This is a genomic window from Mycobacterium sp. 852002-51163_SCH5372311 (assembly GCF_001667115.1).
Lineage (GTDB): Bacteria > Actinomycetota > Actinomycetes > Mycobacteriales > Mycobacteriaceae > Mycobacterium.
In genome coordinates, this window is sequence record NZ_LZIJ01000089.1 from 1 (window position 1) to 13865 (window position 13865).

Genomic DNA, 13865 nt, shown 5'->3' on the forward strand with positions numbered 1-13865 from the left:
CCTCCGCCCACCCCCCGCTCCAAGTCGGCACCCGACGCCTACGCTGATTCCACGTGAGCTCGGCCCCTCAGATCCCCGATACGGTCGTTCGGCTGCGCGGGGTCAGCAAGCAGTACGGGTCGGGCGCGTCGGTGTGCAATGCCGTCTCCAACCTCGATCTCGAGGTACACGCTGCCGAGGTGCTGGCCCTGCTGGGACCCAACGGCGCCGGAAAGACGACGACGGTCGAGATGTGCGAAGGATTCGTGCGGCCGGACGCCGGAACCATCGAGGTGCTTGGGCTGAACCCGATCACCGACAACGCGCGGTTGCGCCCGCGCATCGGCGTCATGTTGCAGGGCGGCGGCGGCTATCCCGCGGCGCGCGCAGCCGAAATGCTGAACCTCGTAGCCGCCTACGCCGCCGACCCGCTGGACCCGCAGTGGCTGCTGGACACCCTGGGCCTCACCGAGGCCGCACGCACCACTTATCGACGGCTATCCGGCGGACAGCAGCAACGGCTCGCGCTGGCATGCGCGCTGGTCGGGCGTCCCGAGCTGGTATTTCTCGACGAGCCAACCGCGGGCATGGACGCTCACGCCCGCCTGCTGGTGTGGGAGCTGATCGATGCGCTGCGCCGCGACGGCGTGACCGTTGTGCTGACCACCCACCAGCTCAAGGAGGCCGAAGAACTCGCCGACCGGCTGGTCATCATCGACAACGGGGTGACGGTCGCCGCGGGCACACCGACCGAGTTGACACGCGCCGGCGCCAAAGACCAATTGCGGTTCAGCGCGCCGCCGCGGCTCGAGCTCTCCCTCTTGGCCACGGCGCTACCGGAGGATTACAAGGTCACTGAGGTGACACCGGGCGAGTATCTGGTCGAAGGCCCGGTTGATCCGCAAGTGCTGGCCACCGTGACGGCGTGGTGCGCCCAGATCAACGTGCTCGCCACCGACATGCGCGTCGAGCAACGCAGCCTCGAGGATCTGTTCCTCGATCTCACCGGGCGGAGCCTGCGGCCATGACTGACGTGTTTCCGCCGGGCACCTTCACCCCGGACCCGCGGCCCAACGCCGTGCCCCGGATGCTGGCCGCGCAGTTCGGCCTGGAGCTGAAGCTGCTGCTACGCAACGGCGAACAGCTGCTGTTGACCATGTTCATTCCGATCACGCTGCTGGTCGGGCTGACCTTGCTGCCGCTGGGCTCGTTCGGCCCGCACCGCGCCGCGGTGTTCGTTCCCGCCATCATGGCGCTGGCGGTCATCTCCACCGCCTTCACCGGACAGGCCATCGCCGTGGCGTTCGATCGCCGCTACGGGGCGTTGAAGCGGCTCGGAGCAACACCCCTGCCGGTGTGGGGAATCATCATCGGCAAGGCACTGGCCGTGGTCTTCACCGTCTTCCTGCAGGCAATTCTGTTGGGCGTCATCGGGTTTGCGCTCGGCTGGCGACCGGCGCTGGCGGCGCTGGCCCTGGGCGCGGCAGTCATCGCGCTGGGCACCGCGGGGTTTGCGGCGCTCGGCCTGTTGCTCGGCGGCACCTTGCGCGCCGAGATCGTCCTGGCGCTCGCCAACCTGCTGTGGTTCGTCTTCGCCGGGTTGGGTGCCCTGACTCTCGAAACCGGCATGATCCCGCCCGCGGTCAAGTGGGCCGCCCGGCTCACCCCGTCGGGAGCGCTCACCGAGGCGCTGTCGCAGGCCATGAGCCTGTCGGTGGACTGGTTCGGGTTCGCCGTGCTGGCGGTGTGGGGTGCGCTCGCCGCTCTGGCCGCGCGCCGCTGGTTCCGCTTCACCTGACGTCCCCTACGGACCGACGCCGCGACATTTAATCCACGGACTCGACACGCCGAAGCGGGTGTGCGTGGTTTACATCTCGATGCCAAACCCGCTCGGCGCGGCCCGTTTCTACTACGTGACGTAGTTGTCGTTACGATCGGGCGATGCCCGTCGGACGAGCACTGCTGCGGTTGGTGGACCTGCTCCCCGACCCCAGCCTGCGCGTCCAGCGGGTCATCGCCGCCGCCGTCATCCTGACTCAGGGCGGCATCGCCGTCACCGGCGCGATCGTTCGGGTCACCGCCTCAGGCCTGGGCTGCCCGACCTGGCCGCAGTGTTTTCCGGGCAGCTTCGTCCCGGTAGCGGTGGCCGAAGTGCCGCGTATCCATCAGGCGGTCGAGTTCGGCAACCGGATGGTCACCATCGCGGTGGTCATCACCGCGATACTGGCCGTGCTGGCCGTCACGCGGGCCAGACGGCGCACCGAGGTGCTCGTCTACGCATGGCTGATGCCGGCGTCGACGGTCGTGCAGGCGGTGATCGGCGGCATCACCGTGCGCACCGGGTTGCTGTGGTGGACGGTGGCCGTCCACCTGCTGGCGTCGATGACCATGGTGTGGTTATCCGTGCTGCTCTACGTCAAGGTCGGCGAGCCCGACGATTATCCCCGGGAAGGCGTGGTCGAGCATCGGGTGGCAAAGCCGCTGCGTGCGCTGACCGCGCTCAGCGCGGTGAATCTGGCCGCTGTGCTGGTGACGGGCACACTGGTGACCGCCGCCGGACCGCACGCGGGCGACAGGAGCCCCAGCCGGACCGTGCCACGGCTGAAAGTCGAGATCACCACCCTGGTGCACATGCATTCGTCGCTGCTGGTCGCCTACCTGGCACTACTGGTCGGACTGGGCTTCGGATTGCTGGCCGTCGGCGCCGCCCGGCCCGTCAGAGTGCGGCTGGCCGTGTTGGTGGCCCTGGTGTTCGCGCAGGCCGCCGTCGGCACCACGCAGTACTTCACCGGAGTGCCGCCCGCGCTGGTCGCCATCCACGTCGCGGGCGCCGCGGCATGCACCGCGGCCACCGCCGCGCTCTGGGCCTCAATGCGGGAACGGTCGCGAGAACGGGCCGAGGCCCAACCGCTCCAGAGCTGACTCGACACCCAGCGCGAACTCGCGCTGGGCCAGGTCGCGGGTGCGGGCATCCAGGTTTCGCCAGCCCAGCGACGGCTCCACCAACTGAAGTTCCAGCAGTCGCGGATTGTCGGCACCGCCTATCACATGGGCGCGCGCGTACAGCAAATCGCTTGTGCTGATGCCGATTTGGGTCGCCGCGCCGGCCAGCGCCGCAGCTCCGGCATCCCAGATTTCGAAATCGGGTTCGGCCTGGTGCAACGCGCCGGCCCGCAGAGTGAAGGCATGCGACTGCTCGCCACACAAGAAAACCAGCACGGTCTCGGGAGCCGAATCGCAGGGCTGCACGAACACACTGCGACCGGCCGCCTGCAGTTCGGCGGCGCACTCGGCGGCCGCCGACCGGTCGGGGCAACGCCGCGTTCCCGACCCGAGGGTCGCGCTGACGAAAACCTGCTCGGTGCGCGGCAACCGGACCTGATCGCCGGGGGCGAAGATCTCGCCAGGCACCGTCGGCACCTGCTGGTTCGCGAGCTTGTCCAGATAGTGCCGGTCGGCGTTCCAGGCCACCGCCGGGGGCGGGTTCAGCAGGTTTTTCACCTCCAGCGTCCAGGCCAGGAATTCGCCGAGCCGGTCCGCGTAGTCGCGGGCAGCCCGCAGTATCACCAGGTCCGCGCGGCGTATCTCGGGATCGTCCCAGGACATCCAGTGAGCGTGCAGGCCGCGGTGTCGCAAGGCGCCAAGCAGCCCGGCGTCATCGCCGTCGCCGGCGACTTGTCGCGGACACCCGGCCAGCACGATGCGCGGGTGGAAGACGTCTGGCCGCGCTAACTTCATTCACGGGCATGATAACCACATGCATGCGATCGAAGTGTCCGAAACCGGTGGCCCCGATGTCCTGCGCTACGTCGACGTCCCGCGACCCGAGCCCCGGCAGGGCGAGCTACTGATCAAGGCCGACGCGATCGGCGTCAACTTCATCGACACCTATTTCCGTTCGGGGCAGTATGCACGCCCGTTGCCGTTCATCGTCGGATCCGAGGTGTCCGGGACGGTCGCCGCCCTCGGAGACCAAGCGGACAGTGTTGGCCTAGCCGTGGGCGATCGGGTGGTGAGCCCCTCGGCAAACGGCGGCTACGCCGAATTCTGCACTGCGCCAGCACTTTTGACTGCGAAAGTGCCCGAATCGGTGGCTTCCGACGTGGCGGCTTCGGTACTGCTGAAGGGCCTCACCGCCCATTACCTGCTGAAGTCGGTATATCCGGTGCAAAGCGGCGACACAGTGCTGATACACGCCGGCGCCGGCGGGGTCGGGCTGATCCTGACGCAATGGGCCACCCGCCTCGGTGCGCGGGTGATCACCACCGTGTCGACTCCCGAGAAAGAGCGGCTGTCGCGGCAGGCCGGCGCCACCGAGGTGCTCCCCTACCCCACCGACGCGGCTGAATTCGGCAGCAAGGTGCGTGCGATGACCGGGGGCGCCGGCGTCGCCGTGGTGTATGACGGCGTCGGCGCCAGCACGTTCGACGCCAGCCTGGCCAGCCTGGCCGTCCGCGGAACGCTGGCGTTGTTCGGCGCCGCCAGCGGACCCGTCCCGCCCTTCGATCCGCAGCGCCTCAACTATGCCGGCTCGGTATACCTCACCCGCCCCTCGCTGGCGCACTTCATCCGCACCGGCGAGGAGTTCAGCTGGCGCGCAGCCGAGCTGTTCGACGTGATCGGCAGCGGGGCTGTGACCGTCGAAGTGGGCGGACGTTATCCGCTATCCGATGCGGCGCGGGCGCACGAGGACTTGCAGGGCCGCAAAACGGCCGGCTCGATCGTGCTGCTCCCATAGCGGCAAGCAGAGGCCGGCCCTCCAAATCCCATCTGCCACACCAGTATCGGCAGAGGAAGGGCTTGTCGTTTTCCGAATCCGCTAGCGCCGGTGATATCGCATTCCCAACTCGAATGTCGTAGCCCGTGGCGGTGCTGAAGTGACCTGTGTGACTACGTGGCTCAGATCAACGTCGGCAGCGCGATCACCGAATCGACCGCCAAAGCGCAGAAGACGAGCGCCAGGTAGTTGTTCGACTGCAGGAACAGCCGCAGCGGCTTCACCGGTTCTCCCGCACGCACCCCGGCGTACAACTGGTGGGCCATCGCCAGGAACCACACCCCTGCCACCACCGCGACCGCCGCGTACAACCAGCCGGTGGCCAGCGCCAGAGCCAGCGTCGCCAGCACGGTCAGCCAGGTGTAGACCAGAATCTGCTTGGTGACCTGACGTTCGGTGGCCACGGCCGGCAGCATCGGCACACCGGCCGCTTTGTAGTCCTCCTTGTACCGCATCGCCAGGGCCCAGGTGTGCGGCGGCGTCCACAAGAAGATGATCGCGAACATCGCCAACGCCGGCCACCCGATGCCGCCGGTCACCGCCGACCAGCCGATCATCACCGGCATGCAGCCCGCCGCGCCGCCCCAGACGACGTTCTGTGACGTGCGGCGCTTGAGCAGCAGGGTGTAGACGAACACGTAGAAAGCGATGGTCGCCACGGCCAGCAGCCCCGACAACAGATTCGTCGTCCACCACAGCCAGAAAAAGGAGCCGATGCTCAAGACCAGGCCCAGCACTAATGCGTTTCGCCGGGGCACCGCTTCGCGGGCCAGCGGCCGCCGCGCCGTGCGCTTCATCACCTTGTCGATATCGGCGTCGGCCACGCAGTTGAGCGTGTTGGCGCCGCCTGCGGCCATCATGCCGCCGATCAGCGTGTTAAGGATCAACAGGGGGCTCACGTGTCCCCGATCGGCCAGCAGCATCGCGGGTATCGCGGTCACCAACAGCAGCTCGATCACTCGAGGCTTGGTCAGCGCCAGGTAAGCCAGGACGATGCCGGCTGCCCGGCTCCTTGCCTTTCCGGCGTCCGGCCCGGCTCGTCGCCGGGCGGCGCCGGTCATCCGGCTCGACGTAACGCGCCCGCGAACGCTCAACGCTTTTACTCCTCGGGGTCGCAGCAGCGCGCAGCTTCTACTACACACGATGGTAGACAGCATGCCCACCGCCGCCGCGCTGCAGGGTCTATTCACCGACTTTTTCGGCGGATCGCCGGATTGATCGGACAGCGTATGCGGCCGGCACGTAATTTTCACATTGGATTTCGCAGGGCCGGCCCTGGGTACCCGAAATCCGGCCCTGCAATAGCAAGCCCTCCCGCACTAGGGTGAGGATTGATCAGCTTCATGACCCAAGGACTGCGTCTGTGACCACACTCGAAGAGATCTCCACGCTTACCCAACCGCGCCACCCCGACGACTGGACCGAGATCGATTCGGCTGCGGTGGACACCATCAGGGTGTTGGCCGCCGACGCGGTACAAAAGGTCGGCAACGGTCACCCCGGCACGGCGATGAGCCTGGCCCCCCTGGCCTACACCCTGTTTCAGCGCACGATGCGTCACGACCCCAGCGACCCGCACTGGCTGGGCCGCGACCGGTTCGTGCTGTCGGCCGGGCACAGCAGCTTGACTCTCTATCTGCAGCTCTACCTCGGCGGCTTCGGCCTGGAGCTCTCCGATATCGAGTCGCTGCGCACCTGGGGCTCCAAGACCCCGGGGCATCCAGAGTTCCGGCATACCAAAGGTGTTGAGATCACTACGGGTCCGCTGGGACAGGGCCTGGCCTCGGCGGTCGGCATGGCGATGGCGTCGCGCTACGAGCGCGGGCTTTTCGACCCGGACGCCGAACCGGGGACCAGCCCGTTCGACCACTACATCTTCGTGATCGCCTCCGACGGCGACATCGAGGAGGGGGTCACTTCGGAGGCGTCGTCGCTGGCCGCGGTTCAGCAGCTGGGCAACCTCATCGTGTTCTACGACCACAACCAGATCTCGATCGAGGACGACACCAACATCGCGCTGTGCGAGGACACCGCGGCCCGCTATCGCGCCTACGGCTGGCACGTACAAGAGGTGGAGGGCGGCGAGGACGTCGTCGCCATCGAGGAAGCCATCGCCAACGCGAAAGCCGCCACCGACCGACCGTCGTTCATCTCGCTGCGCACCATCATCGGGTATCCGGCACCCAACCTGATGAACACCGGCAAGGCGCACGGCGCCGCCCTCGGCGATGACGAAGTGGCCGCCGTCAAGAAGATCCTCGGCTTCGACCCCGACAAGAACTTCGAGGTCCGCGACGACGTCATCGCCCACACCCGCAAGCTGGTCGAGCGGGGCCGCGAAGCGCACGAGAAGTGGCAACCCGAGTTCGATGCCTGGGCACAGCGCGAACCCGAACGCAAGGCCCTGCTGGACCGGTTGACTGCCGAGGACCTGCCCGACGGCTGGGACGCCGACCTACCGCACTGGGAAGCCGGTTCGGACGAAATCGCCACCCGGAAAGCATCCAACGCGGTGCTTGACGCGGTGGGACCGAAGCTGCCCGAGCTGTGGGGCGGTTCTGCCGACCTCGCCGGCAGCACCAACACCACCATCAAGGGTGCGGATTCCTTTGGCCCGCCGTCGATTTCCACCAAGGACTACACGGCGCACTGGTATGGGCGCACTTTGCATTTCGGTGTTCGCGAACACGCGATGGGCGCCATCCTGTCCGGCATCGTGCTGCACGGCCCGACCCGGGCCTACGGCGCCACCTTCCTGCAGTTCTCGGACTACATGCGCCCGGCGGTCCGGCTGGCGTCGCTGATGGACATCGACACCATCTATGTGTGGACGCACGACTCGATCGGCCTGGGCGAAGACGGCCCGACCCACCAGCCGATCGAACACCTTTCGGCCCTCCGCGCGATTCCCAACCTTTCGGTGGTGCGCCCGGCCGACGCCAACGAGACGGCGTACGCCTGGCGCACGATTCTGGCCCGCGGTAACGGCAGCGGGCCGGTCGGGCTGATCCTGACCCGCCAGAATGTGCCGGTGCTGGACGGCACCGACGCCGACGGGGTCGCCCGCGGCGGCTATGTGCTGGGCGACGACGGAGGTGAGGAACCCGACGTCGTGCTGATCGCCACCGGCTCCGAGGTCCAGCTTGCGGTTGCGGCACAGAAGTTGTTGGCGGACAAGGACATCATCGCCCGGGTCGTGTCGATGCCGTGCGTGGAGTGGTTCGAGTCGCAGTCGCACGAATACCGCGACAGCGTCCTGCCCCCGTCGGTGTCGGCCCGGGTGGCCGTCGAGGCCGGCGTCGCGCAATGCTGGCACAAACTCGTCGGCGACACCGGGAAAATCGTTTCTATAGAGCACTACGGAGAATCCGCGGATTACAAGACATTGTTCCGTGAGTACGGCTTCACAGCGGAGGCCGTCGCAGATGCCGCGGAACAGGTAGTGGACAACTGAGAAGAGGTAATTGGCATGACCACTCAAAACGCCAACCTCGCGGCGTTGAGTGCCGCGGGGGTATCGGTATGGCTGGATGACTTGTCGCGGGAGCGACTGCGTTCGGGCAACCTGCAGGAGCTGATCGACACCAAATCCGTGGTCGGAGTGACCACCAACCCGTCGATCTTCCAGAAGGCGTTCGCCGAAGGCGACGTCTACAACGACCAGATCGCCGAGCTGGCCGAGCGTGGTGCCGACGTCGATGCCACCATTCGTACCATCACCACCGACGACGTGCGCAGTGCCTGTGATGTGCTGACCCGTGAGTGGGAGGCCTCCGATGGCGTCGACGGCCGGGTGTCCATCGAGGTCGACCCGCGCCTGGCCAACGAGACCGAAAAAACCATCCAGCAGGCCGTCGAATTGTGGAAGATCGTCGACCGGCCGAACCTGTTCATCAAGATCCCGGCCACCAAGGCGGGCTTGCCGGCCATCACGGCTGTTCTGGCAGAAGGCATTTCGGTCAACGTCACGCTGATCTTCTCCGTCGAACGGCACCGCGAGGTGATGGACGCCTACCTGGCGGGCCTGGAGAAGGCCCGCGAAGCCGGTCACGACCTGTCCAAGATCCATTCGGTGGCATCGTTCTTCGTGTCCCGGGTGGACACCGAAGTCGACAAGCGGCTGGAGAAGATCAACTCCGAAGAGGCGCTCGCGTTGCGCGGGCAGGCCGGTGTCGCCAACGCCCGGCTGGCCTACGCCGCCTATCAGGAGGTGTTCGAGGGCGGCGACCGCTATCAGGCGCTGCTGTCCGACGGAGCCCGGGTACAGCGGCCGCTGTGGGCGTCGACGGGCGTCAAGAACCCCGACTACTCCGACACCCTCTACGTGACCGAACTGGTGGCTCTGAACACCGTTAACACCATGCCGGAGAAGACGATTGACGCCGTCGCCGACCACGGTGTGATCAACGGCGACACCGTCACCGGGACGGCTTCGGCCGCCCAGGGGGTGTTCGACCAGCTGTCGGCGGTCGGCGTAGATCTGACCGACGTGTTCGTCGTCCTGGAAAACGAAGGTGTGGAGAAGTTCGTCGACTCCTGGACGGAGTTGTCGACCGAGACGCAGAAGCAATTGGACTCTGCCGCCAAATGACGCCGGCCCGTGCCTCGGCCGACGCCGCCCAGTGGCGAAATCCTCTGCGCGACAAGCTGGACAAGCGGCTGCCGAGAATCGCCGGCCCCTGCGGGATGGTGATTTTCGGCGTCACAGGTGACCTGGCCCGAAAAAAGGTGATGCCGGCCATCTATGACCTGGCCAACCGCGGTCTGCTGCCACCGTCGTTCGCCTTGGTGGGATTCGCCCGCCGGGACTGGACCACGCAGGATTTCGGCGAGGTGGTGTACAACGCGGTCAAGCAGCACTGCCGCACGCCGTTCCGGCAGCAGAACTGGGAACGGCTGGCCGAGGGATTCCGTTTCGTCCCAGGGTCTTTCGACGACGACGATGCGTTCGCGCGGCTGGCCGAGACGCTGGAGAAGCTCGACGCCGAGCGCGGCACCGGCGGTAATCATGCCTTCTATCTGGCGATCCCGCCCAAGTCGTTCCCGGTGGTGTGCGAGCAGCTGCACAAGTCGGGACTGGCCCGGCCGCAGGGCGACCGGTGGAGCCGGGTGGTCATCGAGAAACCGTTCGGTCATGACCTGAAAAGCGCTCAGGCCCTGAACAAGTCGGTGAATACGGTCTTTCCGGAGGAGGCGGTCTTCCGCATCGACCACTACTTGGGCAAGGAGACGGTGCAGAACATCCTGGCGCTGCGGTTCGCCAACCAGCTCTTCGACCCGATCTGGAATTCGCACTACGTCGACCACGTGCAGATCACCATGGCCGAGGACATCGGATTGGGCGGTCGCGCAGGCTATTACGACGGCATCGGTGCGGCCCGCGACGTCATCCAGAATCACCTGATGCAGCTGCTGGCGCTGACCGCGATGGAAGAGCCGGTCAGCTTCAACCCGTCGTCGCTGCAAACCGAGAAGATCAAGGTGCTTTCGGCGACGCAGCTCGCCGAGCCACTCGACGAGACCACCAGCCGCGGGCAGTACACCGCCGGCTGGCAGGGCGGCGAGAAGGTGGTCGGGCTGCTCGACGAGGAGGGGTTCTCCAAGGACTCCACCACCGAGACGTTCGCCGCCATAACGCTTGAAGTCGACACACGGCGGTGGGCCGGCGTGCCCTTCTACCTGCGTACCGGAAAACGACTGGGGCGCAGGGTCACTGAGATCGCACTGGTTTTCAAACGCGCGCCGCACCTGCCGTTCGACGCCACCATGACCGACGAGCTGGGCACCAACGCCATGGTCATCCGGGTGCAGCCCGACGAGGGCATCACATTGCGGTTCGGTTCCAAGGTGCCCGGTACCGCGATGGAGGTCCGAGACGTCAACATGGACTTTTCCTACGGCTCGGCGTTCGCCGAGGAGTCACCGGAGGCCTACGAGCGGCTGATCCTCGACGTCCTGCTCGGCGAGCCCTCACTGTTTCCCGTCAACGCGGAGGTCGAATTGGCTTGGGAAATACTAGATCCCGCCCTCGACCGCTGGGCGGCGCACGGGAAGCCCGACCCATATGAGGCGGGCACCTGGGGACCGGAGTCGGCGTTCGAAATGCTTCGCCGCACCGGCCGGGAATGGCGGCGGCCGTGATCCGCGCCGCGACGATGCAGAACGCAGCGAAGCGGCGTGATGAGGAGGAGCGGCGCAAATGATCGTCGATCTACCCGCAACGACCACCACGGCGGTCAACAAGAAGCTCGACGAGCTCCGCGAGGAAATCGGTGCCGTCATGATGGGCCGAGTGCTCACCCTGATCATCGCGCCGGACAGCGACGCCGTGGTGGAAGAGTCCATCGAGGCGGCCAACGACGCCAGCCATGAGCACCCCAGCCGGATCATCGTCACGATGAGGGGTGACCCGTACGCAGACGAAGCGCGGCTTGATGCCCAGCTGCGGGTAGGAGGCGATGCCGGCGCCGGAGAAGTCGTGGTGCTGCGGCTGTCCGGGCCGCTCGCCGGGCACGCCGAGAGCGTGGTGATCCCGTTCTTGCTTCCGGACATTCCGGTGGTGGCGTGGTGGCCCGACATCGCCCCTGCGGTGCCTGCCCAGGATCCGTTGGGCAAGTTGGCGATCCGCCGCATCACCGACGCCACCAACGCGATCGACCCGTTGGCGGCTATCACCAGCCGGCTACCCGGCTACACCGCTGGCGACACGGACCTGGCCTGGGCGCGCATCACCTACTGGCGGGCACTGTTGACTTCCGCGGTTGACCTGCCGCCGCACGAGCCCATCGAGTCGGCACTGATCTCCGGATTGAAAACCGAACCGGCGCTGGACATCCTGGCCGGCTGGCTGGCCAGCCGGATCGACGGGCCGGTGCAACGCAGAGTGGGCGAACTCAAGGTCGAGCTGGTACGCAAGAGCGAGACCATCGTGCTAAGCCGTCCGCAAGAGGGCACCACGGCCACCCTGAGCCGGACGGCCCGGCCCGACGCCCTGGTTCCGTTGGCGCGCAGGGTAACCGGCGAATGCCTGGCCGAAGACCTGCGCCGGCTCGATCCGGACGAGATCTACCTGTCGGCACTCGAAGGCATCAAGAAGGTCCAGTACATATGAGCACCGCCGTTGAAATCTTCCCGGACAGCACGACGCTGGTGGATGCCGCGGCCAAGCGGCTGACCGAGGCCATCGAGTCGGCCGTCGCGGCGAGGGGCCGGGCGCTGATTGTGCTGACTGGCGGCGGCAACGGCATCGCGCTGCTGCGCCAGCTGGGCACGCAACAGATCGACTGGGCAAGAGTGCATCTGTTCTGGGGCGATGAGCGCTACGTTCCCGAAGACGACGACGAGCGCAACGACAAGCAGGCGCGCGGCGCATTGCTCGGTCACATCGACATCCCGTCGAGCAACGTGCACGCCATGCCGGCCAGTGACGGTGAGTTCGGTAGCGATATGGCCGCTGCGGCACTGGCGTACGAGCAGGTGCTGGCCGCCAACGCCGAACCCGGCCAACCGGTGCCCAATTTCGACGTGCACCTGCTGGGAATGGGGCCGGAAGGCCATATCAACTCGCTGTTCCCGGATACCCCCGCGGTGCGGGAGACCAGCCGCATGGTGGTCGCGGTCGACGACTGCCCGAAACCGCCGCCACGGCGAATCACCTTGACACTGCCCGCTGTTCAGCGTTCTCGCGAGGTCTGGCTGATGGTGTCCGGTGCCGCGAAAGCTGACGCGGCGGCCGCTGCAATCGGTGGCGCCGACCCGGTCTCGGTACCGGCGGCCGGAGGCGTCGGGATGCAGACCACGCTCTGGCTGCTCGACGAGGAAGCGGCGGCCAAGCTTCCTGGCTAACCCGTGCGGGGTGATAATGACCGTCATGACAGACAAGACCGACCGTCCCACACCGGTGCGGAAGCGGATGAAGACCCTCACCCAGGCGGCGCTGAACGCGGACAAGACGGTCGAGCAGGTCGAGGACGTTCTCGACGGCCTGAGCAACACGATGGTCGAGCTCAACAGCTCGCTGTCGGCGCTGAACGCCACGGTTGAACGACTTGAGACCGGCCTGGATCATCTCGAGGGCACCCTGCACAGCCTCGACGACCTCGCCAAGCGGCTCATCGTGCTGGTCGAGCCGGTGGAAGCAATCGTCGAGCGCATCGACTACATCGTCAGCCTGGGCGAAACCATGGTGTCCCCGCTCTCGATGACCGAGCACGCCGTGCGCGGCGTGATGGACAGGTTGCGCAACCGGAGCTTGCGCTAGGTTGCCGACGCGCCTGGCGTCGACTACATCTTGGTCAATCGGGCCATGGCGAAGCTGTAGAGGCCGTAGGTGATGATCCCAAGGGCGGCGGCGATCAGCAGCGCAGCCCCGTAGGGCTGAGCCCCGAGTGTTTTGAGGGCCCCGTCTAGTCCGGTGGCTTTTTTCGGCTCTGAGCGCAACGCAGCGACGACGACCAGCCCGCCGGCGCCGGCGAGAACCACGCCTTTGCCGATATAGCCGAGCATGCCCACCCGTCGAACCAGGTTGCCCGATTTGCCTTTCAGGTCGCCCAGGAAGTTGCGGCTGGCCCCTTTGTAAACGTGGTAAACACCCACCGCGACGATGCCGATTCCGCAGGCGACGAGGGCGACGGTGCCGATGGTGGTCTGCATCAGGCGCGCACTGATGGTCGAATTTTGCTCACCGGTCGAGTGCCCCGCGCCGCGGGCGAATCCGAATGCGGAGTAGGCAAAGCCGAAGTAGACAATTGCCAGACCGAAGGCTTTTGTCCGTTCCATCGCTCCCGACGAGGTGCCGCCGTCGGGCCTGCGGTCGGTCGCCCGGCCCAGGGCCGTCTCGACCAGCCGCCACAGACCCATCGTCAGAAGGGCGGCGGCGGCGATCCAGAGCGCGATCCGGCCGCCCGGTTGGGCTGCCAGTGCCGCCAGTGCCCCGGATTGGTCAGCAGTGCCGCCGTTGCCGAGCGCGATTCGGATGGCCAGGTAGCCGACGATCAAGTGCAGCGACCCGCTTACGACGTACCCAGCGCGGGCGAAACGCTCGAAGACCTTGTTTTGGGCCAACTCGGTCGGGGTGACGGATGCATCGTCGGACATCTGGGCTAAATGC

At 66.6% G+C, this 13865-nt stretch carries 13 protein-coding genes; 10 read left to right on the top strand and 3 right to left on the bottom strand.

What is annotated here, in order from left to right; translation table 11 throughout:
- Nucleotides 1-53: 53 nt before the first annotated feature.
- The 3 genes from A5791_RS11695 (at nucleotide 54) to A5791_RS11705 (ending at nucleotide 2901) form a co-directional block, all read left to right on the top strand.
- Nucleotides 54-1007, top strand: a complete 954-nt coding sequence (locus tag A5791_RS11695; protein WP_067235952.1) for an ABC transporter ATP-binding protein — start codon at nucleotides 54-56, stop codon at nucleotides 1005-1007.
- Nucleotides 1004-1777 (top strand): ABC transporter permease, encoded by a 774-nt coding sequence (locus A5791_RS11700; RefSeq protein WP_067235954.1) that lies wholly within the window; start codon nucleotides 1004-1006, stop codon nucleotides 1775-1777. Before A5791_RS11695 ends, A5791_RS11700 begins: the two co-directional genes overlap by 4 nt.
- A gap of 143 nt (nucleotides 1778-1920) precedes the next feature.
- Nucleotides 1921-2901 (top strand): heme A synthase, encoded by a 981-nt coding sequence (locus A5791_RS11705; RefSeq protein WP_067235957.1) that lies wholly within the window; start codon nucleotides 1921-1923, stop codon nucleotides 2899-2901.
- Here the strand turns inward: A5791_RS11705 and A5791_RS11710 are convergent.
- Entirely contained in the window at nucleotides 2848-3717 is an 870-nt protein-coding gene (locus A5791_RS11710; RefSeq protein WP_067235960.1) for a hypothetical protein, read from the bottom strand. The genes A5791_RS11705 and A5791_RS11710 overlap by 54 nt on opposite strands.
- A 19-nt stretch (nucleotides 3718-3736) precedes the next feature.
- On the opposite strand from A5791_RS11710, the gene A5791_RS11715 reads away from it, so the two are divergent.
- Nucleotides 3737-4717 (top strand): quinone oxidoreductase, encoded by a 981-nt coding sequence (locus A5791_RS11715; protein WP_067235965.1) that lies wholly within the window; start codon nucleotides 3737-3739, stop codon nucleotides 4715-4717.
- Nucleotides 4718-4878: 161 nt separating this feature from the next.
- On the opposite strand, the gene A5791_RS11720 is transcribed toward A5791_RS11715, so the two are convergent.
- Complete coding sequence (locus A5791_RS11720; protein ID WP_156661171.1) at nucleotides 4879-5850, bottom strand: heme o synthase; 972 nt, start codon at nucleotides 5848-5850, stop codon at nucleotides 4879-4881.
- Between the two features lie 269 nt (nucleotides 5851-6119).
- Between A5791_RS11720 and tkt the strand changes: the two genes are divergently transcribed.
- From tkt to A5791_RS11750, 6 genes are read left to right on the top strand one after another with little or no spacing between them, the layout of a single operon-like run.
- Nucleotides 6120-8210, top strand: coding sequence for a transketolase (gene tkt, locus A5791_RS11725; protein ID WP_067235973.1), 2091 nt, complete (start codon nucleotides 6120-6122; stop codon nucleotides 8208-8210).
- A gap of 15 nt (nucleotides 8211-8225) precedes the next feature.
- The gene (gene tal / locus A5791_RS11730; protein ID WP_067235976.1) at nucleotides 8226-9347 is read left to right on the top strand and encodes a transaldolase; all 1122 of its coding nucleotides are present in this window, start codon (nucleotides 8226-8228) and stop codon (nucleotides 9345-9347) included.
- Nucleotides 9344-10897: a glucose-6-phosphate dehydrogenase gene (gene zwf, locus A5791_RS11735; protein WP_067235980.1), complete on the top strand. Its 1554-nt coding sequence runs from the start codon at nucleotides 9344-9346 to the stop codon at nucleotides 10895-10897. Before tal ends, zwf begins: the two co-directional genes overlap by 4 nt.
- 58 nt (nucleotides 10898-10955) lie before the next feature.
- A complete protein-coding gene (gene opcA / locus A5791_RS11740; RefSeq protein ID WP_067235983.1) occupies nucleotides 10956-11867 on the top strand; it encodes a glucose-6-phosphate dehydrogenase assembly protein OpcA in 912 nt (303 codons plus the stop codon).
- A complete protein-coding gene (pgl, locus tag A5791_RS11745) occupies nucleotides 11864-12601 on the top strand; it encodes a 6-phosphogluconolactonase (protein WP_067235986.1) in 738 nt (245 codons plus the stop codon). Before opcA ends, pgl begins: the two co-directional genes overlap by 4 nt.
- A gap of 16 nt (nucleotides 12602-12617) precedes the next feature.
- Entirely contained in the window at nucleotides 12618-13016 is a 399-nt protein-coding gene (locus A5791_RS11750; protein WP_067235992.1) for an ATPase, read from the top strand.
- Between the two features lie 23 nt (nucleotides 13017-13039).
- On the opposite strand, the gene A5791_RS11755 is transcribed toward A5791_RS11750, so the two are convergent.
- On the bottom strand, nucleotides 13040-13852 hold the full coding sequence (locus A5791_RS11755) for a DUF1206 domain-containing protein (protein ID WP_067235995.1): 813 nt from the start codon (nucleotides 13850-13852) through the stop codon (nucleotides 13040-13042).
- Between the last annotated feature and the right edge of the window lie 13 nt (nucleotides 13853-13865).